General features: G+C 68.2%; 31 protein-coding genes. 18 read left to right on the plus strand and 13 right to left on the minus strand.

Features of this window, described 5'->3' with window-relative positions:
- Positions 1 to 41: 41 nt before the first annotated feature.
- Both EV216_RS07240 and rsmA read left to right on the plus strand, forming a co-directional pair.
- Positions 42 to 518, plus strand: a complete 477-nt coding sequence (locus tag EV216_RS07240) for an HXXEE domain-containing protein (protein WP_165899180.1) — start codon at positions 42 to 44, stop codon at positions 516 to 518.
- Positions 519 to 528: 10 nt separating this feature from the next.
- Positions 529 to 1,368, plus strand: a complete 840-nt coding sequence (gene rsmA / locus EV216_RS07245; protein ID WP_132694390.1) for a 16S rRNA (adenine(1518)-N(6)/adenine(1519)-N(6))-dimethyltransferase RsmA — start codon at positions 529 to 531, stop codon at positions 1,366 to 1,368.
- Between the two features lie 4 nt (positions 1,369 to 1,372).
- Here the strand turns inward: rsmA and EV216_RS07250 are convergent, their stop codons facing one another.
- From EV216_RS07250 to speB, 5 genes are all read right to left on the minus strand, one after another.
- A complete protein-coding gene (locus EV216_RS07250; RefSeq protein ID WP_132694391.1) occupies positions 1,373 to 1,960 on the minus strand; it encodes a DUF4167 domain-containing protein in 588 nt (195 codons plus the stop codon).
- 253 nt (positions 1,961 to 2,213) lie between these two features.
- The gene (gene prmC, locus EV216_RS07255; RefSeq protein ID WP_132694392.1) at positions 2,214 to 3,050 is read right to left on the minus strand and encodes a peptide chain release factor N(5)-glutamine methyltransferase; all 837 of its coding nucleotides are present in this window, start codon (positions 3,048 to 3,050) and stop codon (positions 2,214 to 2,216) included.
- The gene (gene prfA / locus EV216_RS07260) at positions 3,047 to 4,099 is read right to left on the minus strand and encodes a peptide chain release factor 1 (RefSeq protein ID WP_132694393.1); all 1,053 of its coding nucleotides are present in this window, start codon (positions 4,097 to 4,099) and stop codon (positions 3,047 to 3,049) included. The genes prmC and prfA overlap by 4 nt, the downstream gene beginning before the upstream one ends.
- Before the next feature lie 30 nt (positions 4,100 to 4,129).
- Entirely contained in the window at positions 4,130 to 4,600 is a 471-nt protein-coding gene (locus EV216_RS07265) for a DUF1499 domain-containing protein (protein ID WP_132694394.1), read from the minus strand.
- Positions 4,597 to 5,577, minus strand: coding sequence for an agmatinase (gene speB / locus EV216_RS07270; protein WP_132694395.1), 981 nt, complete (start codon positions 5,575 to 5,577; stop codon positions 4,597 to 4,599). Before speB ends, EV216_RS07265 begins: the two co-directional genes overlap by 4 nt.
- 116 nt (positions 5,578 to 5,693) lie before the next feature.
- Here speB and mazG point away from each other — a divergent pair, with 116 nt between their 5' ends.
- From mazG to eno, 7 genes are all read left to right on the plus strand, one after another.
- Complete coding sequence (gene mazG / locus EV216_RS07275) at positions 5,694 to 6,521, plus strand: nucleoside triphosphate pyrophosphohydrolase (protein ID WP_132694396.1); 828 nt, start codon at positions 5,694 to 5,696, stop codon at positions 6,519 to 6,521.
- 125 nt (positions 6,522 to 6,646) lie between these two features.
- A complete protein-coding gene (locus EV216_RS07280) occupies positions 6,647 to 7,633 on the plus strand; it encodes a Fe(3+) ABC transporter substrate-binding protein (RefSeq protein WP_243642009.1) in 987 nt (328 codons plus the stop codon).
- A 117-nt stretch (positions 7,634 to 7,750) separates the two neighbouring features.
- Positions 7,751 to 8,689: a nucleoside hydrolase gene (locus tag EV216_RS07285; protein WP_132694398.1), complete on the plus strand. Its 939-nt coding sequence runs from the start codon at positions 7,751 to 7,753 to the stop codon at positions 8,687 to 8,689.
- 61 nt (positions 8,690 to 8,750) lie between these two features.
- Complete coding sequence (locus EV216_RS07290; RefSeq protein ID WP_132694399.1) at positions 8,751 to 10,187, plus strand: protein adenylyltransferase SelO; 1,437 nt, start codon at positions 8,751 to 8,753, stop codon at positions 10,185 to 10,187.
- A gap of 102 nt (positions 10,188 to 10,289) precedes the next feature.
- Positions 10,290 to 10,703, plus strand: coding sequence for a Fur family transcriptional regulator (locus EV216_RS07295; protein ID WP_132694400.1), 414 nt, complete (start codon positions 10,290 to 10,292; stop codon positions 10,701 to 10,703).
- Positions 10,704 to 10,769: 66 nt separating this feature from the next.
- Positions 10,770 to 11,645, plus strand: a complete 876-nt coding sequence (locus EV216_RS07300; protein ID WP_132694401.1) for a DMT family transporter — start codon at positions 10,770 to 10,772, stop codon at positions 11,643 to 11,645.
- 45 nt (positions 11,646 to 11,690) lie between these two features.
- On the plus strand, positions 11,691 to 12,965 hold the full coding sequence (gene eno, locus EV216_RS07305) for a phosphopyruvate hydratase (protein ID WP_132694402.1): 1,275 nt from the start codon (positions 11,691 to 11,693) through the stop codon (positions 12,963 to 12,965).
- 31 nt (positions 12,966 to 12,996) lie between these two features.
- On the opposite strand, the gene EV216_RS07310 is transcribed toward eno, so the two are convergent.
- Together EV216_RS07310 and EV216_RS07315 are read right to left on the minus strand one after the other, a co-directional pair.
- Positions 12,997 to 13,188 carry a hypothetical protein gene (locus EV216_RS07310; RefSeq protein WP_132694403.1) on the minus strand — a complete coding sequence of 64 codons (192 nt, stop codon included), beginning with the start codon at positions 13,186 to 13,188 and terminating at the stop codon, positions 12,997 to 12,999.
- 96 nt (positions 13,189 to 13,284) lie between these two features.
- Positions 13,285 to 13,542, minus strand: coding sequence for a hypothetical protein (locus EV216_RS07315; RefSeq protein WP_132694404.1), 258 nt, complete (start codon positions 13,540 to 13,542; stop codon positions 13,285 to 13,287).
- 66 nt (positions 13,543 to 13,608) lie between these two features.
- On the opposite strand from EV216_RS07315, the gene EV216_RS18190 reads away from it, so the two are divergent.
- Both EV216_RS18190 and EV216_RS07320 read left to right on the plus strand, forming a co-directional pair.
- Entirely contained in the window at positions 13,609 to 13,785 is a 177-nt protein-coding gene (locus EV216_RS18190) for a hypothetical protein (protein ID WP_165899181.1), read from the plus strand.
- Positions 13,775 to 14,209, plus strand: coding sequence for a cupin domain-containing protein (locus EV216_RS07320; RefSeq protein WP_132694405.1), 435 nt, complete (start codon positions 13,775 to 13,777; stop codon positions 14,207 to 14,209). Before EV216_RS18190 ends, EV216_RS07320 begins: the two co-directional genes overlap by 11 nt.
- Before the next feature lie 3 nt (positions 14,210 to 14,212).
- Here EV216_RS07320 and EV216_RS07325 read toward each other — a convergent pair whose 3' ends face one another.
- Positions 14,213 to 15,319, minus strand: coding sequence for an anhydro-N-acetylmuramic acid kinase (locus EV216_RS07325; protein WP_132694406.1), 1,107 nt, complete (start codon positions 15,317 to 15,319; stop codon positions 14,213 to 14,215).
- Positions 15,320 to 15,385: 66 nt separating this feature from the next.
- Here EV216_RS07325 and tyrS point away from each other — a divergent pair, with 66 nt between their 5' ends.
- Positions 15,386 to 16,639, plus strand: coding sequence for a tyrosine--tRNA ligase (gene tyrS, locus EV216_RS07330; RefSeq protein WP_132694407.1), 1,254 nt, complete (start codon positions 15,386 to 15,388; stop codon positions 16,637 to 16,639).
- Positions 16,640 to 16,775: 136 nt separating this feature from the next.
- Here the strand turns inward: tyrS and EV216_RS18195 are convergent, their stop codons facing one another.
- Positions 16,776 to 16,925, minus strand: a complete 150-nt coding sequence (locus tag EV216_RS18195) for a hypothetical protein (RefSeq protein ID WP_165899182.1) — start codon at positions 16,923 to 16,925, stop codon at positions 16,776 to 16,778.
- A gap of 45 nt (positions 16,926 to 16,970) precedes the next feature.
- Here EV216_RS18195 and EV216_RS07335 point away from each other — a divergent pair, with 45 nt between their 5' ends.
- Positions 16,971 to 17,939 carry a GNAT family N-acetyltransferase gene (locus EV216_RS07335; protein ID WP_243642007.1) on the plus strand — a complete coding sequence of 323 codons (969 nt, stop codon included), beginning with the start codon at positions 16,971 to 16,973 and terminating at the stop codon, positions 17,937 to 17,939.
- Here the strand turns inward: EV216_RS07335 and EV216_RS07340 are convergent.
- Both EV216_RS07340 and EV216_RS07345 read right to left on the minus strand, forming a co-directional pair.
- Positions 17,929 to 18,477, minus strand: a complete 549-nt coding sequence (locus EV216_RS07340; protein WP_132694408.1) for a peptidylprolyl isomerase — start codon at positions 18,475 to 18,477, stop codon at positions 17,929 to 17,931. The two genes, EV216_RS07335 and EV216_RS07340, sit on opposite strands and share 11 nt — an antisense overlap.
- The gene (locus EV216_RS07345) at positions 18,470 to 18,976 is read right to left on the minus strand and encodes a peptidylprolyl isomerase (protein WP_132694409.1); all 507 of its coding nucleotides are present in this window, start codon (positions 18,974 to 18,976) and stop codon (positions 18,470 to 18,472) included. Before EV216_RS07345 ends, EV216_RS07340 begins: the two co-directional genes overlap by 8 nt.
- 145 nt (positions 18,977 to 19,121) lie before the next feature.
- On the opposite strand from EV216_RS07345, the gene EV216_RS07350 reads away from it, so the two are divergent.
- From EV216_RS07350 to EV216_RS07370, 5 genes are all read left to right on the plus strand, one after another.
- The gene (locus EV216_RS07350) at positions 19,122 to 20,312 is read left to right on the plus strand and encodes a phosphoglycerate kinase (RefSeq protein ID WP_132694410.1); all 1,191 of its coding nucleotides are present in this window, start codon (positions 19,122 to 19,124) and stop codon (positions 20,310 to 20,312) included.
- A gap of 92 nt (positions 20,313 to 20,404) precedes the next feature.
- Positions 20,405 to 20,707 carry an FtsB family cell division protein gene (locus tag EV216_RS07355; RefSeq protein WP_132694411.1) on the plus strand — a complete coding sequence of 101 codons (303 nt, stop codon included), beginning with the start codon at positions 20,405 to 20,407 and terminating at the stop codon, positions 20,705 to 20,707.
- A gap of 158 nt (positions 20,708 to 20,865) precedes the next feature.
- Entirely contained in the window at positions 20,866 to 21,882 is a 1,017-nt protein-coding gene (gene pdhA / locus EV216_RS07360) for a pyruvate dehydrogenase (acetyl-transferring) E1 component subunit alpha (protein WP_132694412.1), read from the plus strand.
- Between the two features lie 15 nt (positions 21,883 to 21,897).
- Complete coding sequence (locus EV216_RS07365) at positions 21,898 to 23,262, plus strand: pyruvate dehydrogenase complex E1 component subunit beta (protein WP_132694413.1); 1,365 nt, start codon at positions 21,898 to 21,900, stop codon at positions 23,260 to 23,262.
- 295 nt (positions 23,263 to 23,557) lie between these two features.
- Entirely contained in the window at positions 23,558 to 24,886 is a 1,329-nt protein-coding gene (locus tag EV216_RS07370) for a pyruvate dehydrogenase complex dihydrolipoamide acetyltransferase (RefSeq protein WP_132694414.1), read from the plus strand.
- 33 nt (positions 24,887 to 24,919) lie between these two features.
- On the opposite strand, the gene cysE is transcribed toward EV216_RS07370, so the two are convergent.
- On the minus strand, positions 24,920 to 25,732 hold the full coding sequence (cysE, locus tag EV216_RS07375) for a serine O-acetyltransferase (protein WP_132694415.1): 813 nt from the start codon (positions 25,730 to 25,732) through the stop codon (positions 24,920 to 24,922).
- Positions 25,733 to 25,911: 179 nt separating this feature from the next.
- Positions 25,912 to 26,227, minus strand: a 316-nt coding sequence (locus EV216_RS07380; protein WP_165899183.1) for an integrase core domain-containing protein, incomplete at its 5' end; no start/stop codon positions are given.

The following is a 26,227-nucleotide window of genomic DNA, read 5'->3' on the forward strand; positions in this document are numbered from 1 at the left end:
CACTGAAGCGCATGGGATGGGCCGGACTTGCCGTGAAACGCGTGGAACTTTCGCTGCGGGCCACGATGCTGTTCGTGGCGGTCCTGCTTCAGAACGCGGAGGCGACGCTGTATCTGCCGGGCTGGCTGATGGCGCAGCGGCCGGATTTCGCCTGGCCGGGACCGGCGCAATATGCGGTGGCGGCGATCCTGATGACGCTGGCGGCGGCGGGCGTCGTGATCCTGGGCAAGCCGCGCTTTGCGGGCGCGCATGGCTGGGCGCTGGCGATCCTGGCCGGGGCCCTGCTGATGAGCGCGGCGGGGCATGTGCTGATGTCGGTGGCCACGCTGGGCGTGATGCCCGGCGCGGTGACGGGTGCCGTGCTGCTGGGGCCGGTCGCGATCTGGGTGCTGGCCGGGCTGGTCGAGGAGCGGCGGCTGTCGGGCCGGGGGGCGGCGATCGCGGCGGGCATCGGCGTGGCGGGGGTGCCCTTCGCCTGGGGCGCGGCGCTGCGGCTGGCGGACTGGCTGATGGCCTGAGGGGGACGCGATGAGCGCCATTGACGGGCTGCCGCCCCTGCGCGCGGTGATCGCGGCGCATGGGCTGTCGGCGAAGAAGGCGCTGGGGCAGAATTTCCTGCTGGATCTGAACCTGACCGCCAAGATCGCGCGGGCGGCGGGCGATCTGTCAGGGGCGGATGTGCTGGAGATCGGCCCCGGACCCGGCGGGCTGACCCGCGGGCTGCTGGCCGAGGGGGCGCGGCATGTGCTGGCGGTCGAGAAGGACGCGCGCTGCCTGCCCGCGCTGGCCGAGATCACGGCGGCCTGGCCGGGGCGGCTGACCGTGCTGAATGCCGATGCGCTGGAGATCGACCCGCTGGCGCATCTGCGCCCGCCGGTCAAGGTGGTGGCCAACCTGCCCTATAACGTGGGCACCGAATTGCTGGTGCGCTGGCTGACCCCGCCCGACTGGCCGCCCTTCTGGCAGAGCCTGACGCTGATGTTCCAGCGCGAGGTGGCCGAGCGGATCACCGCGCAGCCGGGGGGCAAGGCCTATGGGCGGCTTGCGATCCTGGCGCAGTGGCGTTGCGAGGCGCGGATCGTGATGCGCCTGCCGCCCGAGGCGTTCACGCCCGCGCCCAAGGTGGAATCAGCGGTGGTGCATCTGACCGCCCTGCCCGCGCCGCGCTTTCCCGCCGATCCGGCCGTGCTGGAGCGGGTGGTGGCGGCCGCCTTCAACCAGCGGCGCAAGATGCTGCGGGCCAGCCTGAAGGGGCTGGCGCCCGATATCGAGGACCGGCTGCGCGCGGTCGGCATCGCGCCCACCGAGCGGGCCGAACAGGTTCCGATCGAGGGGTTCTGCGCGCTGGCCCGGGCGCTGGCGGGCTAGCGGCCTATTCGGCCGCGGGCGCCTGCGCCTGGTCCGGGCTGTCGCCTTCCTCGCGGGGCTTGGGTGCCCGGGGACGGCGGGCGCGGCGCGGTTTCTCTGCCGGACGTTCCTCGGTCGCCCCGGAGGCGTCGGCGGGGCGTTCCTCGGGGGTCTCGACAAGGGTGCTTTCGCCATCGGTGTCGTCGAGGTCGATCACCTCGGCCATCTCGGCCATGCGCTGGCCGGTCTCGTCGGCCGTGCCGTCGCGGCGGGGCTGCTGCTCGCCCTCGGGGCGGTCGTCGGCGCGATCGTCGCGGCCACGCTCGCGGCCCTGCTGGGCCTCGTGCTGCTCGCGGCGGGCGTCCTGCTCGCGCATCGCCTCGCCCAGAAGCCTTGTGTAATGCTCGGCATGCTGCTGGAAGTTCTCGGCCGCGACGCGGTCATTCGAGAGCTGCGCATCGCGGGCAAGCTGGTTGTATTTCTCGATGATCTGCTGCGGTGTGCCGCGGACCTTGCCCTCGGGCCCGGAACTGTCGAAGACCCGGTTGACGATATTGCCCATCGAGCGCTGACGGTTCGACTTGGAGCGCGAACGTGACTTGGATGGTCTCATGCGATTTCTGGTTTCCAGCCTTGTATTGGCGTGATCGGGCGGGTGCAGCGCCGCGCGGGCGCCTTGGCCTCGTCCGTGTCCTGTCTGCCGACCTGTGTCTGGCTTGTGCAGTGCGGGAGCGCCGAACGGCTCGCTCCCGCGTCCCGTGCCTGCGCGGCCTGAGTAAGCACGCCACAAGCGCGCTGACAAGGGAAATCTACACAAAACGCGGCGTTTTGGCGAGGAATGCGCGCGGCACGCAACGTCTGTTCCGTCACGCCCCCGGTGCCGCGGCGCGGGCCTCGACCGCACGGTCACGACCATCGAGATCGGCATGGATCGCGACGATTTCAAGCCCCGCCGCGCGCAGCAGGGCACAAACCACCGCGCCCTGGGTCGGTCCGATCTCGACGATCAGCCGCCCGCCCGGGTCCAGATGCGCCACGGCGCCGCGGGCAATGGCGCGATAGGCCGAAAGCCCGTCGCCCTCGTCGGTCAGGGCAGTGCGGGGTTCATGGGCCAGTTCAGGGGCGAGGCCGGGCATTTCCGAGGCCGCGATATAGGGCGGGTTCGACACGATCAGGTCGAACCGCCCGCAAATGCCCCGGAACCAGTCGGCCTGCAGGAACGCGGCGCGTTCGATGCCCAGCGCCCGGGCATTGTCGCGCGCGACCGCGAGGGCGGGTTCGGAAATGTCTGCTCCGATACCTTTGGAATCGGGGCGCTCGGCCAGCAGGGTCAGCAATATGCAACCCGAGCCGGTGCCAAGGTCGAGCACGCGGCCAAAGGGCGCGGCCAGCGCCGCGGCGATCAGCGTTTCGGTTTCGGGGCGGGGGTCGAGCACGTCGGGGCAGACCCGGAAATCGCGGCCATAGAAGGCGCGGGTGCCGGTGATATGCGAGACGGGTTCGCGGGCGGCGCGGCGCGCGATTGCGGCCTCGAACCGGGCGGCGGCCTCGGGCGGCAGCGGGTCGGGCAGCACCAGCGTCAACCGCCCCGGCGCGATCCCCAGCGCATGCGCCAGCAGGCGGCGGGCGTCGCGGGGGGCATCGGGGATGCCGACCTCGCTCAGCGCCCGGACGGCCGCGGCCAGGGCCTGCTGCGCGGTCATCCCTCCATCTCGGCCAGCAGGCTGGCCTGGTCGTCGGCGATCAGCGCGTCGATCACCTCGTCCAGATCGCCCGCCATGATCTGGTCCAGCCGGTAGAGCGTCAGGTTGATCCGATGATCGGTCATCCGGCCCTGCGGGAAGTTGTAGGTGCGGATGCGCTCGGACCGGTCGCCCGAGCCGACCTGCGATTTCCGCGTCGCGGCGCGTTCGTCGGCGGCCTTCTGGCGTTCCATGTCGTAAAGCCGCGCGCGCAGCACCGCCATGGCGATGGCGCGGTTCTGGTGCTGGGACTTTTCGGACGACGTGACCACGATCCCGGTGGGGATATGGGTGATCCGCACGGCGGAATCGGTGGTGTTGACATGCTGGCCCCCTGCCCCGCTGGCGCGCATCGTGTCGATGCGGATATCGGTGGCGGGAATGTCGATATCGACCTCCTCGGCCTCGGGCAGGACGGCGACGGTGGCGGCCGAAGTATGGATGCGCCCGCCAGATTCCGTCTCGGGCACGCGCTGGACGCGGTGAACGCCCGATTCGTATTTCAGCCGGGCAAAGACCCCCTCGCCCTGCACATTGGCCACGACTTCGCGGATACCGCCCAGTTCGGTCTGGGATTCCTCGAGGATGGTGAATTTCCAGCCCTTCGCCTCGGCGTAACGCTGATACATCCGCAGCAGGTCACCGGCGAACAGCGCCGCTTCCTCGCCCCCCGTTCCGGGGCGGATCTCGACGATGGCGGGGCGGGCGTCGGCGGCGTCCTTCGGCAACAGCGCGAGGCGCAGGGCCTGTTCCATGTCGGGCAGGCGGGCGCGCAGCATGGGCAATTCGTCCTCGGCCAGCGCGCGCATCTCGGGGTCGGTCAGCATGGCCTCGGCCTGGGCGATCTCTTCCAGCAGGTGGCGATAGACGGCGATCTGCTCGGCCACCGGCTTCAGCTCGGCATATTCGCGGCCCACCTGCGCGAAGTCACCCCCCGCACCTTCTGCGAGTCGGGCTTCGAGGAATTCGAAGCGGCGGGTGATCTGGTCGAGTTTGTCGCGGGGAACCATGCCGCTCTGTCGCCCGAAGCCGGGGCGCGGTCAAGACCCGAGCCGGGCGCGCAACTGCTCTTGCCAGCGGGCGAGCCGCGCCGCGTTCACGCCCAGATCGGACTGCCCGAAACGCGAGCGCGAGAACGCCGCCCAGGTCGCGCCATCGTCCTTCGGCAGGGCCCGGATCGAGATGTAGTCGGGAAAGCCCATGATCCGCGAACGCTGGACATAGGTCATCCACAGCTCCTCGGGGCTGCCCGCGATGCGGCTGGTGTTCGGCTCGGCCAGGGCCATCTCGTCGATCGCGCGGGCCAGGTCCTCGGGGCTGACGGCATAGGCGGGGGCGGTGCGGTCGCCGGTTTCGGGGCGGACGAGGATCGCGTTGGGGGTGCCCGGTTTCTCGGCCGTCAGCGGATCGACATGCCAGACGGCCGGATCGTCCGCCACCTTGCGGAAATAGACCGCGCCCGCGGCCGAGGCCAGCAGAAGGGCAACGACGAGATAGATGAGGATTTTCATTGGCCTGCTCCGTTGTCTTGACGTCTGTTCCAGGCCCAGAGGCAGATCAGTTCGACCGCCACATGGGCGCCTGCGACCGCGGTGATGCCCGAGGGATCGAAGGGCGGCGAGACCTCGACCACGTCGCCGCCGACCATGTTCAGGCCCGCGAGCCCGCGCAGCATCGCCGCGGCCTGCGCACTCGTCAGCCCGCCCCAGACCGGCGTGCCGGTGCCGGGCGCGAAGGCCGGGTCCAGCGCGTCGATGTCGAAGCTGACATAGGCGGGCGCGTCCCCCACCACCTGACGGATGCGGGCGACCGTCGCGGCCGGGCCGTTTTCATGGACGAAGGGCGCATCCAGAACCGTGATTCCCATCGGGTCGGGATTGTCGGTGCGGATGCCCACCTGCACCGACCGCGCGGGGTCGATCAGCCCCTCGCGCACCGCCTTGCGGAACATCGTGCCATGGTCGATCCGCTGCGGGCCGCCATCCTCCCAGGTGTCGGAATGGGCGTCGAACTGGACCAGCGCCAGCGGACCGTGGCGGGCGGCATGCGCGCGCAGGATCGGCAGCGAGATCGAATGATCGCCGCCCAGCGCGATGCAAGCCGCACCGGCGTCGAGGATGCAAGCAATATGGGCCTGAAGCACGGCGGGAAACTCGGAGACGGTCGCGTAGTCGAAGGCCAGATCGCCGTAATCGACGATATCGAACGCCTCCAGCGGGTTGAAGCCCCAGCCATAGGGCGCGTCGCAGGCCTGAAGCGCGCTGGCCTCGCGGATCGCGCGCGGCCCCAGCCGGGTGCCGGGCCGGTTGGTCACCGCCTGATCGAAGGGGATGCCGGTCACCGCCAGATCGACGCCCGTCAGATCCTTGGTCAGCGTGCGCCGCAGGAACGAGGTCACGCCGCCAAAGGCGTTTTCATAGGAGAGCCCCCGGTGCCCCGGCCGCGTGATCGCGGTGTCCACCTGCCGTTTCGCGTCTTCGAGTGCCATGTCGCCTCCGTTCGGGGGCCACGATACTGCCCTGCGCGCCCCTTGCCAGCCCTGCCTTTACATCCGGGCGCGCATTTGCCCAACTCCCTGCGCACGCCCCCAGCCGGAGATTGCCGATGAGCCCCGAAGAATCCGACGCCCTTGTGCATGACCCGCAGGGCGGCATGCCCCGGCTGATCGAGATCATGCGCCGGTTGCGCGACCCCGAAACGGGCTGTCCCTGGGATATCGAGCAGGATTTCGCGTCCATCGCGCCCTACACGATCGAAGAGGCCTATGAGGTCGCCGACGCCATCGCCCGCGAGGCATGGGGCGAGCTGGAGGGCGAACTGGGCGATCTGCTGTTGCAGACCGTCTATCACACCCAGATGGGGGCCGAGGCCGGGCTGTTCGACTTCGAGTCCGTGGCCAATGCGATCGCCGACAAGATGGTGGCGCGCCATCCGCATGTCTTCGGCGAGGAAAGCCGCGAGAAGTCGGCCGAACAGCAGACCCGCGACTGGGAGGCGATCAAGGCGGCCGAGCGCGCGAAGAAGGCTGCGCATGGGGTGCTGGACGATGTGGCGCTGGCCCTGCCCGCGCTGACCCGCGCGGTCAAGTTGCAGAAGCGCGCGGCACGGGTGGGATTCGACTGGCCCGAGATCGGGCAGGTCGTCGACAAGATCGTCGAGGAGGCCCACGAACTGGCCGAGGCGCGGGCGAGCATGACCGAGGCCGAGGTGTTCGAGGAATTCGGCGACATGCTGTTCGCCATCGCCAATCTGGCGCGTCACCTGAACCTCGACCCCGAGGAGGCGCTGCGCGCGACGAATGCGAAATTCACACGCCGCTTCACTGCGGTGGAGGCCGCACTTCGGGAAAGGGGCAAGCGGCCCGAGGACTCGGATCTGGCCGAAATGGATGCGCTGTGGGAGGCGGCGAAGGCGGCCGAGCGGGCGTCCTGAGCGGCGGGCGGCCCTGTTATCCGACAGAAACAATCATGTATTGACCTGACATTTTTTGTCGGATTTAACGGGAGCACGGGATCCGCCAAAGGACAGGAGATACCATGACTTTCCGCACCGCCCTGATGGCCAGCGTCGCCGCTGCCACGCTGGCCCCGGCCGCCCAGGCCGACGTGAACATCTATTCCTACCGCCAGCCCGAACTGATCCAGCCGCTGCTGGACGCCTTTACCGCCGAGACCGGGATCGCGACCAATGTGGCCTTTCTGGACAAGGGTCTGGTCGAACGGCTTCAGGCCGAGGGCGCGCGCAGCCCGGCCGACATCATCCTGACCGTCGATATCGCGCGGCTGTCCGAGGCGGTCGCCGCCGGTGTGACGCAGCCCGTCGAGAGCGAGGCGCTGGCCGCCGGTATCCCCGAAGCCTTTCGCGACCCCGACAACCACTGGTTCGGCGTGACCACCCGGGCGCGGATCGTCTATGCGTCCAAGGACCGTGTCGATCCGTCCGAGGTGACCACCTACGAGGATCTGGCCGATCCGAAATGGAAGGGGCGGATCTGCACCCGGTCGGGCACGCATGACTACAACCTCGCCCTGTTGTCGGCGGTGATCCACCACCACGGCGAAGAGGCCGCCAGGACATGGCTGGAAGGCGTCAAGGCCAACCTTGCCCGCAAGCCCGAGGGCAATGACCGTGCGCAGGTCAAGTCGATCTGGGCCGGGCAATGCGACATCAGCCTCGGCAACACCTATTACATGGGCCAGATGGTCGCCGACCCGGAACAGAAGGACTGGGCGAATGCGGTCAACGTGCTGTTCCCGGCCTTCGAGAATGGCGGCACCCATGTGAACGTCTCAGGCGTGGCGATGACCAAGGCGGCGCCGAACCGGGACGAGGCGTTGAAATTCATGGAATTCCTCGCCTCGCCCCAGGCGCAGGAAATCTATGCCTCTGTGGTCAACGAATACCCCGTCGGCCCCGGCACGGAACCCTCGGAGCTGGTGGCAAGCTGGGGCGAATTCACTCCCGACGAGGTGAACCTGATGGATCTGGCCAAGCTTCGGCCGGTGGCGCTGCGCCTGATGGAAGAGGTCGATTTCGACGGCTGACCCCGGTCAACCAGCGCCGCGGCCCCCCTGTCGGGTGGGGCCGCGGCCGCGGCGCGGGCGCTTTACTTCCCTGCGTGCCCGCGCCAGTCTCCGCCCCGGATGGCCCCGGAGACCCCCATGCAGCGCAAGATCATCATCGACACCGATCCCGGCCAGGACGACGCCGTGGCGATCCTGCTGGCGCTGGCCAGCCCGGACGAGCTGGACGTCCTTGGGATCACCGCGGTTGCGGGCAATGTGCCGCTGGCGCTGACCCAGAAGAATGCGCGCATCGTCTGCGAACTGGCGGGGCGTCCGGATGTGCCGGTCTTTGCCGGCTGCGACCGGCCGCTGAAGCGTGCGCTGGTCACGGCCGAGCATGTCCATGGCAAGACCGGGCTGGACGGGCCGGTTCTGCCCGACCCCTTGATGCCCTTGCAGGACGCCCACGCGGTCGAGTTCCTCATCCAGACGCTGCGCCGCGAACCGGCGGAAAGCGTGACGCTCTGCCCGCTGGGGCCGCTGACGAATATCGCGACCGCGATGCAGGCCGCGCCCGAGATCGTGCCGCGGATCGCGCAGATCGTGCTGATGGGCGGCGCCTATTTCGAGGTCGGCAACATCACCCCCGCGGCCGAGTTCAACATCCATGTCGATCCCGAAGCTGCTGAAATCGTGTTCGGTTCAGGCGTGCCGCTGACCGTGATGCCGCTGGACGTGACGCACAAGGCGCTGGTGACGCAGGCGCGCAATGCGGCGTTCCGGGGGCTTGGAACGCGGGTGGGCGTCGCGGTGGCCGAGATGACCGATTTCTTCGAACGCTTCGACAAGGCGAAATACGGCTCGGACGGCGCGCCGCTGCACGATCCCTGCGTGACGGCCTTTCTGCTGCGCCCCGACCTGTTCTCGGGCCGTCACGTCAATGTCGAGATCGAGACCGAGGGGCGCTTCACCGCCGGGATGACGGTGGCGGACTGGTGGGGCGTGACCGGCAGGGCGCCGAACGCGATGTTCATGGGCGATCTGGACGCGGACGGGTTCTTTGCGCTGCTGACGGAACGGCTCGGGCGGTTGTGACGGGTGCCGCCGTGCTGAACGAGGCAAGTGGAAAATCCCGGCCTTGCGCTATGTTCAGCGCATGGCCCTGACGATCCGCTTCGACAATTCCTATGCCCGCCTGCCCGACCGGTTTTTCGTGCGGCAGGCCCCCGTCCCGGTGCGCGCGCCGCGGCTGGTTATGCTGAACGCGCCGCTGGCGGCCGAGCTGGACCTGGATGCCAGGGCGCTGGCCGCCGAAGGCGTGGAGATGCTGGCCGGAAACCGCCTGCCCGAGGGGACCGAGCCGCTGGCGCAGGCCTATGCCGGGCACCAGTTCGGGGGCTTCGTGCCGCAACTGGGCGACGGGCGGGCGATCCTTCTGGGCGAGGTGGTGGCCCCCGACGGGCGGCGGTTCGATCTGCAACTCAAGGGCGCGGGGCGCACGGCGTTCTCGCGGATGGGCGACGGGCGGGCCTGGCTGGGGCCGGTGCTGCGCGAATATGTCGTGTCCGAGGCGATGCATGCGCTGGGCATTCCGACCACGCGGGCGCTGGCCGCCGTGACGACGGGCGAGGACGTGATCCGCGAGGCGATCCTGCCCGGCGCCGTGCTGGCCCGCGTGGCCGCCAGCCATATCCGCGTCGGCACCTTCCAGTTCTTCGCCGCCCGCCGCGATACCGAGGCGCTGCGCCTGCTGGCAGACCACGCCATCGCGCGGCACTACCCGCAAGCGGGCGGACCGCTCGATCTGTTGCGCGCGGTGATCGCGGCGCAGGCCCGGCTGGTGGCGCAGTGGATGGGGGTGGGGTTCATCCACGGCGTGATGAACACCGACAATACCGCGATCTCGGGCGAGACCATCGACTATGGCCCCTGCGCCTTCATGGAGGGCTATCACCCGGACACGGTGTTCAGCTCGATCGACGCCCATGGCCGCTATGCCTATGCGCGGCAGGCCGATATTGCCGCCTGGAACCTCGCACAACTGGCCTCGGCGCTGCTGCCGCTGATCGACCCGGACGAAGAGCGGGCGATTGCGCGGGCGACCGAGGCGATCGGGGCCTTTCCGGCGCATTTCCGCGAGGAATGGCTTTCGGTGTTCCGCCCCAAGATCGGGCTTGCGACGGCGGAGGATGGCGATGCCGAGCTGATCCATCGGCTGCTGGACCTGATGGCGGCGGAGCGGGCGGATTTCACCAACACGTTCCGCGACCTGTCCGGGGGCCGGGCGGGGGCCGGGCTGAAGAACCGAGACGGTTTCGACGGCTGGGCCACGGACTGGCGCGCGCGGCTGGGGCGCGAGGGGGTGACGCAGACGGTCGCCACCGAACGGATGCGGGCGGCGAACCCGGCCTATATCCCGCGCAATCACCGGGTCGAGCAGGTCATCGCGGCGGCCGTCGGGGGCGATTTCGCACCCTTCGAGCGGCTGGTCGCGATCACCGCGCGGCCCTTCGACGACCAGCCGGAGCATGCCGATTTCCGCGCCCCGCCCGCCGCGCATGAACAGGTCCGCCGGACCTTTTGCGGCACCTGAGCGCGAACGGCGCGGGCCGCCCGCCGCGCGCATGGCGTTTTCCTTCTGGCGGGACAGGGCGCAATCGCCTAGAAAATCGCCCATCATGGGAAACGAGGCGCCATGACCGACACCATCGAAACCCGCGCCGAGGCCAGGGGCCTGCGCATGACCGATCAGCGCCGGGTGGTGGCGCGGGTGCTTGAGGCCAGCGAAGATCATCCGGATGTCGAGGAACTGTATTCCCGCGCCAGCGATGTCGATCCGCGCATCTCGCTGGCGACGGTCTATCGCACGGTCAAGCTGTTCGAGGAATCGGGGATCATCGAGCGGCTGGAATTCGGCGACGGGCGCGCGCGCTACGAGGATGCCGAGCGCGACCATCACGACCATCTGATCGACCTGAACACCGGCGCGGTGATCGAGTTCTGCGACCCCGAGATCGAAGCCTTGCAGGAGCGCATCGCGGAAAAGCTGGGCTACCGGCTGAAGGGCCACCGGCTGGAGCTTTACGGCGTGCCGGTCCGCAAGGGCTGAGCCCCCTTCCCTCTGGCCCCTGCGCGGGGTAAGCGGGGGCGGACACCCCCGACCGGATATTCCCCGATGGACAACATGCGCGGCATCGCGCTGATGGTGGCCGCGATGGCCGCCTTTGCGCTGGAAGACATGTTCGTGAAAAGCGCCGCGGCCACGCTGCCGGTGGGCCAGATCCTTGCGATGCTGGGCGCGGGCGGCGCGGTGATCTTCGCCGCGATGGCGCTGGCGCGGGGTCAGCGGCTGTGGTCGCGCGCGCTGCTGACCCGGCCGGTCCTGCTGCGCAATCTGGGCGAGGTCGCGGGCACGCTGGGCTTCGTCTTTGCCATCGCGCTGACGCCGCTTTCGACGGCGTCGGCGATCCTTCAGGCGACGCCGCTGGTCGTGACGCTGGGGGCGGCGCTGTTTCTGGGCGCGCAGGTCGGCTGGCGGCGGTGGAGCGCGATCCTGGTGGGTCTTGGCGGGGTGCTGCTGATCATCCGGCCGGGGATGGAGGGGTTCCAGCCCGCCTCGCTCTTCGCGGTGCTTGGCGTGTTCGGGCTGGCGCTGCGCGACCTGGCCACGCGGGCGACGCCGCGCACGGTCTCTTCGCTGCAACTCTCGACCTACGGGTTCGCGATGCTGGTGCCGCTGGGGGTGGTGGTGATGGCGCTGGAGCGGGGGCCGGTCGCGCTGGACGGCCCGCTTGCCGGGCTGATGGCGGGCGCGCTGGTGCTGGGGGTGGCGGGCTATTACGCCATCGTCGAGGCGATGCGGGTGGGCGAGGTCGCGGTGGTCACGCCGTTCCGCTATACCCGCCTTGTCTTTGCGCTTGGGATCGGGGTCGTGGTCTTCGGCGAACGGCCCGATGCGGCGACGCTGTGGGGCGCGGCGATCATCATCGGTTCGGGGCTTTACACGCTGTGGCGGGAACGCGCCCTTTCCAAGGCCCGCGCCCGACGCTAGAAGACGCGCGAGTGTGCAGACGCAGCAAGGGAAGGACGCCCGCCCATGAGCACCATCATCGACATCATCGGCCGCGAGATCCTCGACAGCCGGGGCAATCCCACCGTCGAGGTGGACGTGATCCTCGAAGACGGCACGATGGGCCGGGCGGCGGTGCCCTCGGGCGCGTCCACCGGCGCGCATGAGGCGGTGGAACGGCGCGACGGCGACAAGGGGCGTTACCTCGGCAAGGGCGTGCTGGAGGCGGTGGCCGCCGTCAATGGCGAGATCGCCGAGGAACTGGTGGGGATGGACGCGACCGAACAGGTCGCCATCGACGGCGCGATGATCGATCTGGACGGGACCGGGAACAAGGCCCGTCTGGGTGCCAACGCGATCCTGGGCGTGTCGCTGGCGGTGGCCAAGGCCGCGGCGGATTTCACCAGCCAGCCGCTGTATCGCTATGTCGGCGGCACCTCGGCGCGGGTGTTGCCGGTGCCGATGATGAACATCATCAATGGCGGCGAACATGCCGACAACCCGATCGACATCCAGGAATTCATGATCATGCCCGTGTCCGCGGGCAATATCCGCGACGCGGTGCGGATGGGATCCGAAGTGTTCCACACGCTGAAGAAGGAACTCTCGGCGGCGGGCCACAACACGGGGATCGGCGACGAGGGCGGCTTTGCGCCCGCGCTGAACTCGACCCGCGAGGCGCTGGATTTCATCCTGAAAAGCATCGAGAAGGCGGGCTATACGGCGGGCGAGGATATCTTCCTCGCGCTCGACTGCGCCTCGACCGAGTATTTCCGGGACGGCAAGTATGAAATGTCCGGCGAGGGCCTGTCGCTGAGTGCCGCCGAGAATGTCGATTACCTGGCCGGGCTTTGTGCCGATTACCCGATCATCTCGATCGAGGATGGCTGCGCCGAGGATGACTGGGAGGGCTGGAAGCTCCTGACCGAGGCGCTGGGGGGCAAGGTGCAGCTGGTGGGCGACGATCTGTTCGTGACCAACCCGGTGCGGCTGGCCGAGGGGATCGCTTCGGGCGTCGCGAACGCGATGCTGGTCAAGGTCAACCAGATCGGCACGCTGACCGAGACGCTGGCCGCCGTCGATATGGCGCATCGGGCGCGCTATACCAACGTGATGTCGCACCGCTCTGGCGAGACCGAGGATGCGACCATCGCCGATCTGGCGGTGGCGACGAATTGCGGGCAGATCAAGACCGGCTCGCTGTCGCGCTCGGACCGGCTGGCGAAGTACAACCAGTTGATCCGGATCGAGGAAATGCTGGGCGAGACGGCCGTCTATGCGGGCCGGTCGATCCTGAGATAAGGCCGCCCCGCCGGGCGAGGATTTTGCCCGGTCAGACGATCAGGCGGTAGGCCCCGTAGCGGGACTGCTGCCCGAGGGCGGCGATCAGGGCGCGGCCCTCGCTGGTCGGGCGGTCGTGGTCGTCGATCCAGCCGCGCGCCCGGGCGGCTGCGGCCGGGTCGCTTGCATTGCCGCATTGCACGGCGAAGGTGACGATGTGGCCTGCGATCTCTTCGTTGGACATCTGCGATCTCCTTGACTGCAACGGTTACGGGCGCCGCAGATGCGCGGATGTGTCGCACCAGTCACGGTTGTGCGAGGGATCGCGATGCGGGCCGCTTCAGACCGGCAGGCGGTAGACGCCGTAGGCGCAGTCCCGGCTGGTCAGCGCGGCGATCAGCGCGCAGCCATCCGCGGTCGGGCGGCCCTGTTCGTCGATCCAGCCGCGGCTGAGGGCGGCCTGTTCCAGCCGTTCGCCCGCCTGCCCCGCGCAGAAGCGGGTGAAGCCCAGGATGCGCGAGGCGATATCCTCGGCGCTGAGGGGGGGTGCGGCCTCGGTCGCGTCCTTCTGGTCGATCTCGTTGAAATCCGGTTCCATCTCTTTGTCCCTTTGCGCCGGCCCGCCTTGCACCGGGGTCGAGCCATCCGCCTGTCCGAGCACGCCATGCAGAAGATGCTGCGCCGCAGCAATCCGGTCGCGAAAATTTTCTGCAACGCAGCAATCATCGCATCAAAAATGTCACTTTCTTTGACAGAACCATGTCGTTTTGCGCATCATTCCATCAAAACCGATGCCTTGCCCCGCCCATCCAGACCCGAGGCCCGATCCGATGACCGCTGACCAGATCATCGCCCTTCTGGCATTGCAGCCCCATCCCGAAGGCGGCTGGTATCGCGAGACATGGCGCGCCGAGGCCGCGCAGGGCGCGCGGCCCGTGGGCACCGCGATCCATTACCTTCTGGCCGAGGGGAGGCACAGCCACTGGCACCGGGTGGATGCCGCCGAGATCTGGCATTTCCACGTCGGCGCGCCGCTGGAACTGCGGATCGCCGAATCCGCCGACGGCCCGGCGGTTGCGCATCGGCTGGGTGTCGACCTTGCGGCGGGCGAGCGGCCGCAGGTCCTGGTGCCCGCCCATCACTGGCAGGCGGCGCGCCCGCTGGGCGGCTGGACGCTGGTCGGCTGCACGGTCAGCCCGGGATTCAACTTTGACGGGTTCGAGATGGCGCCGCCCGGCTTCGACATTCCGGGCGCCGCGGGCTGAGGCTCAGGCCGCCCGCGGCGGACGGCTGACGATGCCGCCCCCCACCGCCGCGGCGACGCCCGTGGTCGCGGGACAGGTGGTCGGCAACCCGCGCGCCACCCGCACCGCGAGATAGGCAAACGCCTGTGCCTCGAGCATGTCGCCATCCAGCCCGACCGCCTCGACCGGATCGACCGGCAGGCCGCTGCGCGCGGCAAGCATGGCCATCATCGCCGGGTTCGACCGCCCGCCGCCGGTGACCAGCAGCCGGTCGGGCCGCGTGGGGCAATGATCCAGCCCGGCGGCGACCGCGGCGGCGGCCGCGGCGGTCAGCGTCGCGGCCGCATCGGCGTCGGACAGCCCGGCCACCTGCGCGCCGAGCGTGGCGAAATCGTTCCGGTCCAGCGATTTGGGCGGCATCCGCCGGAAATGCGGGTGGGCAAGGAAGGCGGCGATCACGCGCTGATCCACCTGGCCCGTGGCGGCCAGCGCCCCGTCGCGGTCGCAATCCTGCCCAAGCCGCGCCCGCATCAGGTCGTCGATGGGCGCATTCGCGGGGCCGGTGTCGAAGGCCAGCAGCGCGCCGGGCGCCTCGGGCCGGTCAAGCCGGGGATCGACCCAGGTCAGGTTGCCCACGCCGCCCAGATTGACAAAGGCCAGGGGCGCCCGCGCGCCGATCCATTTCGCGCAGGCGAAGTGGAAGAACGGCGCCAGCGGCGCCCCCTGCCCGCCCAGCCGGACATCGGCCGACCGGAAATCCCACACCACCGGCAGGCCCAGCACCTCGGCCAGCACGCGGCCACAGCCCGCCTGATGCGTGCCCCGCCCGCGCGGATCATGCGCCAGCGTCTGGCCGTGAAAGCCCGCGATCGCCACATCCGAAAACCGCGCCATCACCTCGGCATGGGCGGTCTCGACCAGTTCGACCGCCTCCTCCACCCCCGGATCATCCGGCCAGCGGCCCAAGGCTGCGGCCAGCACGGCGCGCTCCCCGGGCGTGTAGGGGCGATAGGCGGTCTCGCCGAAACCCATGATCGCCACGCCATCGGTCAGGACAACGGCCGCATCCACCCCGTCGAGCGAGGTGCCCGACATCGTGCCCAGGGCGCGCACAGGCGCGGTTTTCAACATGGCCTTTCCCTTCTTCGGCCTGCCCGATATATCACTGGCCAAAACCACCCCCAGGGACAAGAGGCGATGACCTATCACCCGAAATCGGACTTCCTGCGCGTGATGATCGAGCGCGGCTACCTGGCCGACTGCACCGATTATCAGGGCCTCGACGAGGCGCTGAGCCAGGGGGTGGTCACCGCCTATATCGGTTATGACGCGACGGCGGCCTCGCTGCATGTGGGGCATCTGCTGAACATCATGATGCTGCGCTGGTTGCAGAAGACCGGCCACAGGCCGATCACGCTGATGGGGGGCGGCACGACCAAGGTGGGCGATCCCTCGTTCCGCTCGGACGAACGCCCGCTGCTGGGCCCCGACCAGATCGACGCCAATATCGCGGGCATGAAGCAGGTCTTCGGCAAGTATCTGGACTATGGCGCGGGGCCGACCGACGCGCTGATGCTGAACAATGCCGAATGGCTGGACAGCCTGAACTACCTGGATTTCCTGCGCGATATCGGGCGGCATTTCTCGGTCAACCGGATGCTGTCCTTCGAGTCCGTGAAATCGCGGCTGGATCGCGAGCAGTCGCTGTCCTTCCTCGAATTCAACTACATGATCCTTCAGGCCTATGACTTCCTGGAACTGAACCGCCGCTATGGCTGCCGGTTGCAGATGGGCGGCTCGGACCAGTGGGGCAATATCGTCAACGGGATCGACCTGACCCGGCGCATCCTCGATCACGAGGTCTACGGGCTGACCTCGCCGCTGCTGACCACGGCCGATGGCGCCAAGATGGGCAAGAGCGCGGGCGGCGCGGTCTGGCTGAATGCCGAGATGCGCAGCCCTTACGAGTTCTGGCAGTTCTGGCGCAACACCGCCGATGCCGATGTGGGCCGCTTCCTGCGGCTTTACACCGAATTGCCGCTGGACGAGTGCAACCGGCTGGGCGCGCTGGAAGGGGCCGAGATCAACGCGGCCAAGATCGTGCTGGCCAATGCGGTGACGACCCTTTGCCACGGGGCCGAGGCCGCCGAGGCCGCCGAGGCGACCGCGCGCGAGGTGTTCGAGAAGGGCGGGCTGGGCGAGGACCTGCCCACGCTGGCGCTGAGTGCCGCCGAGATCGCGGAGGGTATCCCGGTGGTGCAGCTCATCACCCGGGCGGGGCTGGCGAAATCGGGCAAGGAGGCCAAGCGGCTGATCGCCGAGGGCGGCGCGCGGCTGAATGACGAGTTGCTGTCGGATGCCGGGCTGATGATCGACGCGGCAATGCTAGCCGAGCCGATCAAGCTGTCGGCCGGCAAGAAGCGCCACGCGCTGATCCGGCTGGCAGGCTGAGGGCGGCCGGAGCATAAACCGCACCTTTGCCCGCCGCATCTTCTTCTTGGCCAAAATACCCCGGGGGGTCGCGGGGGGCAGCGCCCCCCGCACGGGTCGCCGTGCGCAAGCACGGCGAAACCCGAAGCAATCCGGCTCAGCCGATCAGCCAGCACAGACCCTGGAACAGCCCCCATAAGCCCGCCAGCGGCAGCGTGACCGCAAGCGCAAGCCACAGCGCCCCGGCGCGGGTGGGCCGGGGGGGCGGGGCATGGATGCCCATGACGGTCTTGCGGGGCCTGGCCATGGGGCCGTTTACCATGCCTTAGCTTGTCTCATGGTTAACAGGGGCATGACGATTGCCTGGACCGAGGCCAAGCTGCCCCGCCCGCCCGAAGGCGCGGGCCTGCCGATGCAGCAGCATCCGACCCATGGCGCGGTCTGCACCGCGCTGGGCCGCGCGGTCCGTTGGCTGGAATGGCGTGACGACGGGCGGGTGATGGCCACCGCGCAGGTGCTCAGCCGGGCCTGGCCGCTGGTCGGGCGCGTGGCGCTGGTCTCGCGCGGGCCGGTTCTTGCGCCCGGGTTGCCGACCGAAACCGCGCGGGACGCGCTTGCGGCGTTGATCGCCACACTGCGGGCCGGGCATCGGGGGGTGATCGTGACGCCCGAGCCGGTGGCGGGGGCCGATCCGATGGCGGGCGGGCCGTGGCTTTCCATGATGACGGGGGGCCATGTGGCGCGGCTGCCGCTGGCGCCCGACATCTGCGCGCTGCGCGCGGGGCTGCACCAGAAATGGCGCAACCGGCTGCGGCGGGCCGAATCGGGGGGGCTGGCCGTGGCCGAAACGGCCCTGCCCGACGATCCCGGCCATTGGCTCTTGCGCGAGGAAGCGGCGCAGGCGCGCGCACGCCGCTATGGCCGCCTACCGCCCGCCTATGCATTGGCCTGGGCGCAGGCTGGCGAGACGCTGCGGGTCAGCGCCCAGGCCGGGGACAGGCCGATTGCGGGGATGCTGTTCCTGATCCACCGCCCCTGGGCAAGCTATCACATGGGCTGGAGTTCGCCCGAAGGGCGTGCCGCAAATGCCCATACGCTGCTGTTGTGGCGCGCGATCGTCGCGCTCAAGGCGCGCGGCATTGCGGCGCTTGAGCTTGGGTTGCTCGACACCGAAACCGCGCCCGATCTGGCGCGGTTCAAGCTGGGCACGGGCGCGGCAGCGGTGCCGCTGGGGGCAAGCTGGCTGGATGCGCCGGGCAGCCGGACGGTAGCGGCCCTGGCCCGGGCCGCTGCCTTTGCGCAGTCCCGGATCAGTCGGTGACGGTGACCTTCACCATCCGGTCGGGCTGGCCCGTGACCTCACCGTTGCGTCCGGTGCCGCGCTTGATCGCGTCGACGATCTCCATCCCCGACCGCACCTGGCCGACCACCGTATATTTGCCGTTCAGATGCGGCGCGGGCGCGAACATGATGAAGAACTGCGAATTCGCGCTGTCGGGATCGGCGGCGCGCGCCATGCCGATCACCCCGCGTTCGAACGCGCGGTCCGAGAATTCGGCGGCGAGGTTGGGCTGGTCGGACCCGCCCATGCCGACGCGGCGCATGTCTGCGCCCAGCTTGCCGAATTCGACGTCCCCGGTCTGGGCCATGAAGCCGTCGATGACCCGGTGGAACACCACATCGTCATAGGCCCCGGCCGCCGCCAGTTCGGTGATCCGCGCGACATGGTTCGGCGCAACATCCTCGAACAGGTCGACCACGATCCGACCATTCGCCCCCTCGCCCGCCACCTCGATCTCAAGGCCGGTGGCGGCCGCCGGACCGGCGGCGAGCATCAGCGCAAAGATCAGGTTACGCATCGGCCGCCACCTTGACGCTGAGCATGCGGTCGGGATTGGCGGGCGGCTCGCCGCGGGTGATGGCATCGACATGCTCCATCCCCTCGATGACGCGGCCATAGACGGTGTATTGCCCGTTCAGGAAATGGTTGTCGGTGAAGTTGATGAAGAATTGCGAATTCGCCGAGTTGGGGTTGGACGAGCGCGCCGCGCCCAGCGTGCCGCGGTCATGCGGCAGTTTCGAGAACTCGGCCGGCAGATCGGGCAGGTCGGACCCGCCGGTGCCCGCCCGGCGCAGGTTGAAATCCTTTTCGGCATTGCCGTTCTCGACATCGCCGGTCTGCGCCATGAAGCCGTCGATCACGCGGTGGAACACCACGTTGTCATAGGCGCCCGCGCGGGCAAGTTCCTTCATCCGCTCGCAATGTTTCGGCGCCACGTCGGGCAACAGTTCGATGACGACGCGCCCGCCCTTCAGTTCCATCACGATGGTATTCTCGGGGTCCCTGATCTCGGCCATCTGCGCCTCCTGCTGCGTGGGAATTCGCCGCGGACCCTAGTGCGACGGTTTGCCGAAGAAAAGGGTCTTCGCGGAACCGAGCATTGACCTTGCCACCCGGTTCGGGCGATCTAGCGCCAACCTGAACGCCTCGGGAGGACGACGGATGGCCTGGAAGACACTCGACGACATGGAGCTTGCCGGGAAGGTCGCGCTGGTGCGCGTGGACATCAACGTGCCGGTCGAGGATGGCCGCGTGACCGACGCGACCCGGATCGAGCGGATCGTGCCGACCGTGACGGACATCCTTGCCAGGGGCGGCAAGCCGGTGCTTCTGGCGCATTTCGGCCGCCCCAAGGGCGAGGTCGTGCCCGAGATGAGCCTGAAGGTCACGCTGCCCGCGCTGGAAGCGGCCTTCGGGCGCGGCGTGATCTTTGCCGAGGACTGCATCGGGTTGCCCGCCAAGCAGGCGGTCGCAGCACTCAGCGAGGGCGATATCCTGCTGCTTGAGAATACCCGTTTCCATGCGGGCGAGGAAAAGAACGATCCGGCACTGGCCGCGGCGCTGGCCGCGCTGGGCGATGTCTATGTCAACGACGCCTTTTCCGCCGCGCACCGGGCGCATGCCTCGACCGAGGGGATCGCGCGGCTGCTGCCCTCCTGCGCGGGCCGCAACATGGAGGCCGAGTTGAAGGCGCTGGAAAGCGCGCTGGCAACGCCCGAGCGGCCGGTGGTGGCCGTGGTCGGCGGCGCCAAGGTATCGACCAAGCTCGACCTGCTGGGCAATCTGGTGGCCAAGGTCGATTACCTGGTGATCGGCGGCGGCATGGCCAACACCTTCCTTGCCGCCCAGGGTGTCGGCGTGGGCAAGTCGCTTTGCGAGCATGACATGGCGGGCACCGCGCGCGACATTCTGGACAAGGCCAAGGCGGCGGGCTGCGAGATCGTGCTGCCGGTCGATGTGGTCTGCGCGCGCGAGTTCCGCGCGGGCGCCGAGAACGAGACGGTGGCCGCCGATGCCTGCCCGGCGGATGCGATGATCCTGGATGCGGGCCCCGAGACGGTGAAGCGGATAGAGGACGTGTTTGCCAAGTGCAAGACGTTGATCTGGAACGGCCCGCTGGGCGCCTTCGAGATCGACCCCTTCGATGCGGCGACCAATGCGGCGGCCCAGAAGGCGGCCGAACTTACAAAGGCCGGGGCGCTGGTGTCGGTTGCGGGCGGCGGCGATACGGTTGCGGCGCTGAACGGGGCGGGCGCGGCCGAGGCGTTCAGCTATATCTCGACCGCGGGCGGCGCCTTCCTCGAATGGATGGAAGGCAAGACGCTGCCGGGCGTGGCTGCGCTGGAAGGTTGAGCTTTGCCGCAACATGGGGGATTCCCTCAGCGAGTCTGATGGGTTAGAGTGACCTCGGCCGCCCGCGAGAGGCGGCACCAGAGGCATGTGACATGAGCGGTCAGCGCGGGCGCCCGGCATTGGGGGCGCTTCTCTTCCTAGGGGTCGGGGCCACGCTGGCGACCTATTTCACCTTTGCCGCCGTGCAGGGCGATTACGGGCTGTTCCGCCGCATCCAGATAGAGGCCGATGCCGAGCGGCTGCACGCCGAAAAGGCCGTGCTGGAGGCGGAGCTTGCCGATCTGGAAAACCGCACGCGGCGGCTGTCGGACGGGTTTCTGGATCTTGACTTGCTGGACGAACGCGCGCGCGTCGTACTCGGCCTGATCCGCGCCGACGAGATCGTGATCCGCTGAGCGCCGACGCAAGGCTTTTCCGCAGACCGCTTGCAATGACGCCCGCGCAGGACCATCGGCACGGGGCGGGCGCGGAAAACCGCTCGCCCTTCCCGCACGGGTCTGCTAGGATTTTGTTCAACGTTAAACCATTTGCCGCGCAAGGGAGGCGCCGCCCGATGGCAACGCGCAAGTCGACCGCGAAAACCACTTCCCAATCAAACACTTCCCGCGAAGAACTGCTGAAGTTCTACCGCGAGATGCTGTTGATCCGCCGATTCGAGGAAAAGGCCGGCCAGCTCTATGGCATGGGCCTGATCGGTGGGTTCTGCCATCTCTATATCGGCCAGGAGGCGGTGGTGGTCGGCCTTGAGGCCGCCGCAGAAGAGGGCGACAAGCGCATCACTTCCTACCGCGATCATGGCCACATGCTGGCCTGCGGGATGGACCCCAAGGGGGTGATGGCGGAACTGACCGGGCGCGCGGGCGGCTATTCCAGGGGCAAGGGCGGCTCGATGCACATGTTCTCGAAGGAGCGTCATTTCTACGGCGGCCACGGGATCGTCGGCGCACAGGTGCCGATCGGGGCGGGGCTGGCCTTTGCCGACAAGTATTTGGACAACGGGCGCGTGACGTTTACCTATTTCGGCGATGGCGCGGCGAACCAGGGCCAGGTCTATGAAACCTACAACATGGCCCAGCTCTGGGAGCTGCCGGTGATCTTCGTGATCGAGAACAACCAGTATGCCATGGGCACCGCGGTCAAGCGGTCGACCAGGTCGCCCAATCTCTGGGAACGGGGCGCCGCCTACGGCATCGCGGGCGAGGAGGTCGACGGCATGGACGTGCTGGCGGTCAAGGCGGCCGGCGAAAAGGCCGTCGCCCACTGCCGGGCGGGCAAGGGCCCCTACATCCTCGAGGTGATGACCTACCGCTACCGCGGCCACTCGATGTCGGATCCGGCGAAATACCGCTCGCGCGAGGAGGTGCAGAAAATACGCGAGGAACGCGACGCGATCGAGCATGTGCGCGAGCTGATCCTGCAAGGCACCCACGCGACCGAGGACGAGTTGAAGGAGATCGACAAGGAGATCAAGGCCATCGTCAACGCCGCCGCTGAGTTCGCCCGCGAAAGCCCCGAGCCTTCGGTGGACGAGCTTTTCACCGATATCTATGCCGAAGCGGCGAATGGCTGAGGGGGGAACAGCGACATGGCAACCGAAATCCTGATGCCCGCGCTCTCGCCCACGATGGAAGAAGGCACGCTGGCCAAATGGCTGGTCAAGGAGGGCGACAAGGTCGCGGCGGGCGATATCCTCGCCGAGATCGAAACCGACAAGGCCACGATGGAATTCGAGGCGGTGGATGACGGCATCCTCGGCGCGATCCTGATCCGGGCGGGCACCGACGGGGTCAAGGTCAACACCCCCATCGCGCTGCTCTTGGCCGAGGGCGAAACCTCCGACGCCGTGCCCGAGGCCCGACGGGCCGACGCGGTCGGCAAGGCGGCCCCCAAGGGGGGCCCCGCGCCGGCCGCCGCCCCGGCCCAGCCGAAGGCACCCGCCCCGGCCCCGGAAATCCCCGCCGGCACGCCGATGAAATCCACAACCGTCCGCGAGGCGCTGCGCGACGCCATGGCCGAGGAAATGCGCCGCGACGGCACGGTGTTCCTGATGGGCGAGGAGGTCGCCGAGTATCAGGGCGCCTACAAGATCAGCCAGGGGCTTCTGGACGAATTCGGCGCGCGCCGCGTGATCGACACGCCGATCACCGAGCATGGTTTCGCCGGGCTCGCCGTCGGCGCGGCATTCGGGGGCCTGCGCCCCATCGTCGAGTTCATGACCTTCAACTTCGCCATGCAGGCGATGGACCAGATCGTTAATTCGGCGGCCAAGACGCTCTACATGTCGGGCGGGCAGATGGGCTGCCCCGTCGTCTTCCGCGGCCCGAACGGTGCGGCCGCCCGCGTCGCCGCCCAGCACAGCCAGGATTATGCCGCGTGGTATGCCCACATTCCCGGCCTCAAGGTCGTCCAGCCCTATTCGGCAGCCGATGCCAAGGGCCTCTTGAAAACCGCGATCCGTGACCCGAACCCGGTGATCTTCCTGGAAAACGAAATCCTCTACGGCCGCTCCTTCGAGGTGCCGCAGCTGGACGATTTCACCATCCCCTTCGGCAAGGCCCGGATCTGGCGCGAAGGCTCGGACGTGACGCTGGTCAGCTTCGGCATCGGCATGACCTACGCGCTCGAAGCGGCCGAGGCGCTCGCGAAGGAAGGCATCGAGGCCGAAGTGATCGACCTGCGCACCCTGCGCCCCATCGACACCGCGACCGTCATCGAAAGCGTGAAGAAGACCAATCGCTGCGTCACCATCGAAGAGGGCTTCCCGGTCTGCTCGATCGGCAACCACATCTCGGCGGTGCTGATGCAACAGGCCTTCGACTGGCTCGATGCGCCGGTGATCAACTGCACCGGCAAGGACGTGCCGATGCCCTATGCCGCGAACCTCGAAAAGCTCGCGCTGGTGACCACGAAAGAGGTCATCGAGGCCGTGAAGCAGGTCTGTTACCGCTGAGGGTGCACATGGCGTCTCAATGGAGGGTCCAACTGTTTGACGGCTTGTCACTTGTCGATGAGATAACGGTTCCAAGCCATCAAATGAGCACGAAGGATGTGGCGGCCTTTGGGCGAGCGCTATTGGCTCGCTTCTTGAATATCGAGGAATTGGCGGCCTGTTATGTTAATCGACGAAAAGGGGCCATTCAGCGCGCGCGCTCCTTGGACGGGCGTCTCTCTGGCAATCCCTACAAGATTGAGATTGGTGACAATCCTCACATCTTGATCACCGTCCTTCGGAACTGAGGAACACCATGCCCACGGAAATCCTGATGCCCGCGCTGTCGCCCACGATGGAAGAGGGCACGCTCGCGAAATGGCTCATCAAGGAAGGCGACAGGGTCGCGGCAGGCGATCTGATCGCCGAGATCGAGACCGACAAGGCCACGATGGAGGTCGAGGCCGTCGATGAAGGCCGGGTGGGCAAGTTGCTCGTGGCCGCCGGAACCGAGGGCGTCAAGGTCAATACCCCCATCGCCCTTCTGCTCGACGAGACCGAAAGCGCCACCACGCTGACCGCGGAGGCGCCCCCGGCGCCACGCGCCCCGGAGGCCGGAACGGCCGACGCGGCCGACAAGGCGGCCTCCGGCGGGGGCCCCGCGCCGGTCGCCCCCCCAGCGCAAGGGACAGACACGGGCGGGCGCGTTTTCGCCTCGCCGCTTGCCCGCAGGATCGCCGCGGAAAAGGGGATCGAGCTTGCGCAGATCGCGGGAACCGGACCCCGCGGGCGGATCGTCAGGGCCGATGTCGAGGCTGCCGAACCCGGCGCCGCGCCCGCGGGCGAAGCCTCGGCGCCTTCGCCCACCCCCGCGCCAGAACCCGCCGCCGCCGCCCCTGCCCCCCTCCTCGCCGCGGCCGATGCGGCGGCGGTCGCGCGGCTTTATGCCGACCGAGAGTATCAGGAAATCCCGCTCGACGGGATGCGCAAGACCATCGCCGCGCGGCTCAGCGAGGCCAAACAGACCATCCCGCATTTCTACCTGCGCCGGGATATCCTGCTCGACCCGCTGCTGGACTTCCGCACGCAACTCAATGCGCAACTGGACAAGCGCGGCGTCAAGCTCAGCGTCAACGATTTCATCATCAAGGCCTGCGCCCTGGCGCTGCAACAGGTGCCCGCGGCCAACGCAATATGGGCTGGCGACCGGATCCTGCGACTGAAGCCGTCCGACGTGGCGGTGGCCGTCGCCATCGAGGGCGGATTGTTCACGCCGGTCCTGCGAGATGCCGAGGTCAAGAGCCTCAGCCAGCTATCGGCGGAAATGAAGGACCTTGCCGCCCGCGCCCGCGACCGCAAGCTCGCCCCCCACGAATACCAGGGCGGCAGCTTCGCGATTTCCAATCTGGGAATGTTCGGGATCGACAGTTTCGACGCGGTCATCAACCCGCCGCATGGCGCGATTCTGGCCGTTGGCGCGGGGGGTCGCAGACCCGTCGTCACCGAGAGCGGCGAAATCGCAGCCGCCACTGTCATGTCGGTTACACTGAGCGTCGATCATCGGGTGATCGACGGCGCGCTTGGGGCCGAGCTGCTCCAGACGATCAAGGACAACTTGGAGAACCCGATGGCGATGCTGGCCTGAGGTGCCGGGCGGGGAACCCCGCCCGGATCGGTCCTACACGCCCTTACCGCCGAGCAACTGGTCCATAGTGACCGAAGGTTGTTCGCAACCCGCCTCGCCCACGATCCTCGCCGGAACGCCCGCAACCGTCGATTTCGGCGGCACGTCCTGCAACACCACCGACCCGGCCGCGATGCGCGAGCAGCAGCCGACCGTGATGTTGCCCAGCACCTTCGCCCCTGCCCCGATCAGCACGCCATGGCCGATCTTGGGATGGCGGTCGCCCTTGTCCTTGCCGGTGCCGCCCAGCGTCACCGAGTGCAGCATCGAGACATTGTCGCCCACCACAGCGGTTTCCCCGATCACGATGGAATGGGCGTGGTCGATCATGATGCCCTTGCCCATCCGCGCGGCGGGATGGATGTCGACGCCGAAGGCTTCGGAAACGCGCATCTGCACGAAATAGGCCATGTCGCGCCGTCCGTTCTGCCAGAGCCAGTGGCCCACGCGATAGGCCTGCAACGCCTGAAAGCCCTTGAAGAACAGGATCGGCTGGATGAAGCGGTGGCACGCAGGATCGCGATCGTAGACTGCCGCAATATCGGCGCGTGCGGCCTTGCCCAACCCAGGGTCGGCGGCATAGGCGGCAGCGGCAATTTCTCGCAGCAACTGCTCGGACATCTCGCCTGAAGACAGTTTCAGTGCGAAGCGGTAGGCCAGCGCATCGTCGAGCCCGCCATGATGCAACAGGCTCGAATGCATCAGGCCGCCCAGCAGAGGCTCGTCCGCCACAGCCGTCGCGGCCTCGTCGCAGATGCGTTTCCAGACAGGATCGAGTTCTGTCAGCCTGGGTTTCGTCTTGGCCATTAGTGTTCCCTTCCCTAGCCTGGTCATCCTACACCAGCCCGGCCGGGAAGACCAAGACGAGACATGCACCTGCGCGAGGGGTCTGCAAATCAGGAGGAACGATCTCAGGCAGTGGCGAGGACACGGTTGCGTCAGCCTGAATCTCCCCGGGTTTGCCGGAGGGCGTTTCGTTCAACGGGTCAGGCGACCATACCGATGGTCTCGGGTGGTTCAAGGTGGCGCAGTTCGGCCTCGGCGGGGGGGATGCAGCCGATGGCGCCATGCAGGCGTTCGGTGCTGTACCGGTCGACCCAGTGCATGGTCTCCCACTCGACGTGCTGGAGGTTTTTCCATGGCCCGAGCTGCTTGATGACCTCGGTCTTGAACAGGCCAATCACGCTCTCGGCCAGCGCGTTGTCGCAGGAATCGCCGACCGTGCCGACGGAGGGATCCACGTCGGCATCGGCCGGGCGCTCGGTGCAGCGGATCGGCAGGTCCTGCGCTCCGCGGTCGGAG

It is taken from the genome of Rhodovulum steppense (assembly GCF_004339675.1).
GTDB lineage: Bacteria > Pseudomonadota > Alphaproteobacteria > Rhodobacterales > Rhodobacteraceae > Rhodovulum > Rhodovulum steppense.

Excerpts from the sequence above, each read along its gene's own strand:
- EV216_RS07280 (WP_243642009.1), top strand. The coding sequence starts at position 6,647 with ATGGCCAGCGTCGCCGCTGCCACGCTGGCCCCGGCCGCCCAGGCCGAC.
- EV216_RS07310 (WP_132694403.1), bottom strand. The coding sequence starts at position 13,188 with ATGTCCAACGAAGAGATCGCAGGCCACATCGTCACCTTCGCCGTGCAA.
- EV216_RS07285 (WP_132694398.1), top strand. The coding sequence starts at position 7,751 with ATGCAGCGCAAGATCATCATCGACACCGATCCCGGCCAGGACGACGCC.
- tyrS (WP_132694407.1), top strand. The coding sequence starts at position 15,386 with ATGACCTATCACCCGAAATCGGACTTCCTGCGCGTGATGATCGAGCGC.
- EV216_RS07365 (WP_132694413.1), top strand. The coding sequence starts at position 21,898 with ATGGCAACCGAAATCCTGATGCCCGCGCTCTCGCCCACGATGGAAGAA.
- prfA (WP_132694393.1), bottom strand. The coding sequence starts at position 4,099 with ATGGTTCCCCGCGACAAACTCGACCAGATCACCCGCCGCTTCGAATTC.
- pdhA (WP_132694412.1), top strand. The coding sequence starts at position 20,866 with ATGGCAACGCGCAAGTCGACCGCGAAAACCACTTCCCAATCAAACACT.
- EV216_RS07340 (WP_132694408.1), bottom strand. The coding sequence starts at position 18,477 with ATGCGTAACCTGATCTTTGCGCTGATGCTCGCCGCCGGTCCGGCGGCC.
- EV216_RS07350 (WP_132694410.1), top strand. The coding sequence starts at position 19,122 with ATGGCCTGGAAGACACTCGACGACATGGAGCTTGCCGGGAAGGTCGCG.
- EV216_RS07290 (WP_132694399.1), top strand. The coding sequence starts at position 8,751 with ATGGCCCTGACGATCCGCTTCGACAATTCCTATGCCCGCCTGCCCGAC.
- mazG (WP_132694396.1), top strand. The coding sequence starts at position 5,694 with ATGAGCCCCGAAGAATCCGACGCCCTTGTGCATGACCCGCAGGGCGGC.
- EV216_RS07265 (WP_132694394.1), bottom strand. The coding sequence starts at position 4,600 with ATGAAAATCCTCATCTATCTCGTCGTTGCCCTTCTGCTGGCCTCGGCC.
- EV216_RS07320 (WP_132694405.1), top strand. The coding sequence starts at position 13,775 with ATGACCGCTGACCAGATCATCGCCCTTCTGGCATTGCAGCCCCATCCC.
- EV216_RS07370 (WP_132694414.1), top strand. The coding sequence starts at position 23,558 with ATGCCCACGGAAATCCTGATGCCCGCGCTGTCGCCCACGATGGAAGAG.
- rsmA (WP_132694390.1), top strand. The coding sequence starts at position 529 with ATGAGCGCCATTGACGGGCTGCCGCCCCTGCGCGCGGTGATCGCGGCG.
- eno (WP_132694402.1), top strand. The coding sequence starts at position 11,691 with ATGAGCACCATCATCGACATCATCGGCCGCGAGATCCTCGACAGCCGG.
- EV216_RS07345 (WP_132694409.1), bottom strand. The coding sequence starts at position 18,976 with ATGGCCGAGATCAGGGACCCCGAGAATACCATCGTGATGGAACTGAAG.
- EV216_RS07335 (WP_243642007.1), top strand. The coding sequence starts at position 16,971 with ATGACGATTGCCTGGACCGAGGCCAAGCTGCCCCGCCCGCCCGAAGGC.
- EV216_RS18190 (WP_165899181.1), top strand. The coding sequence starts at position 13,609 with ATGCAGAAGATGCTGCGCCGCAGCAATCCGGTCGCGAAAATTTTCTGC.
- EV216_RS07295 (WP_132694400.1), top strand. The coding sequence starts at position 10,290 with ATGACCGACACCATCGAAACCCGCGCCGAGGCCAGGGGCCTGCGCATG.
- EV216_RS07355 (WP_132694411.1), top strand. The coding sequence starts at position 20,405 with ATGAGCGGTCAGCGCGGGCGCCCGGCATTGGGGGCGCTTCTCTTCCTA.
- EV216_RS18195 (WP_165899182.1), bottom strand. The coding sequence starts at position 16,925 with ATGGCCAGGCCCCGCAAGACCGTCATGGGCATCCATGCCCCGCCCCCC.
- speB (WP_132694395.1), bottom strand. The coding sequence starts at position 5,577 with ATGGCACTCGAAGACGCGAAACGGCAGGTGGACACCGCGATCACGCGG.
- prmC (WP_132694392.1), bottom strand. The coding sequence starts at position 3,050 with ATGACCGCGCAGCAGGCCCTGGCCGCGGCCGTCCGGGCGCTGAGCGAG.
- EV216_RS07300 (WP_132694401.1), top strand. The coding sequence starts at position 10,770 with ATGGACAACATGCGCGGCATCGCGCTGATGGTGGCCGCGATGGCCGCC.
- EV216_RS07250 (WP_132694391.1), bottom strand. The coding sequence starts at position 1,960 with ATGAGACCATCCAAGTCACGTTCGCGCTCCAAGTCGAACCGTCAGCGC.
- EV216_RS07325 (WP_132694406.1), bottom strand. The coding sequence starts at position 15,319 with ATGTTGAAAACCGCGCCTGTGCGCGCCCTGGGCACGATGTCGGGCACC.
- cysE (WP_132694415.1), bottom strand. The coding sequence starts at position 25,732 with ATGGCCAAGACGAAACCCAGGCTGACAGAACTCGATCCTGTCTGGAAA.
- EV216_RS07315 (WP_132694404.1), bottom strand. The coding sequence starts at position 13,542 with ATGGAACCGGATTTCAACGAGATCGACCAGAAGGACGCGACCGAGGCC.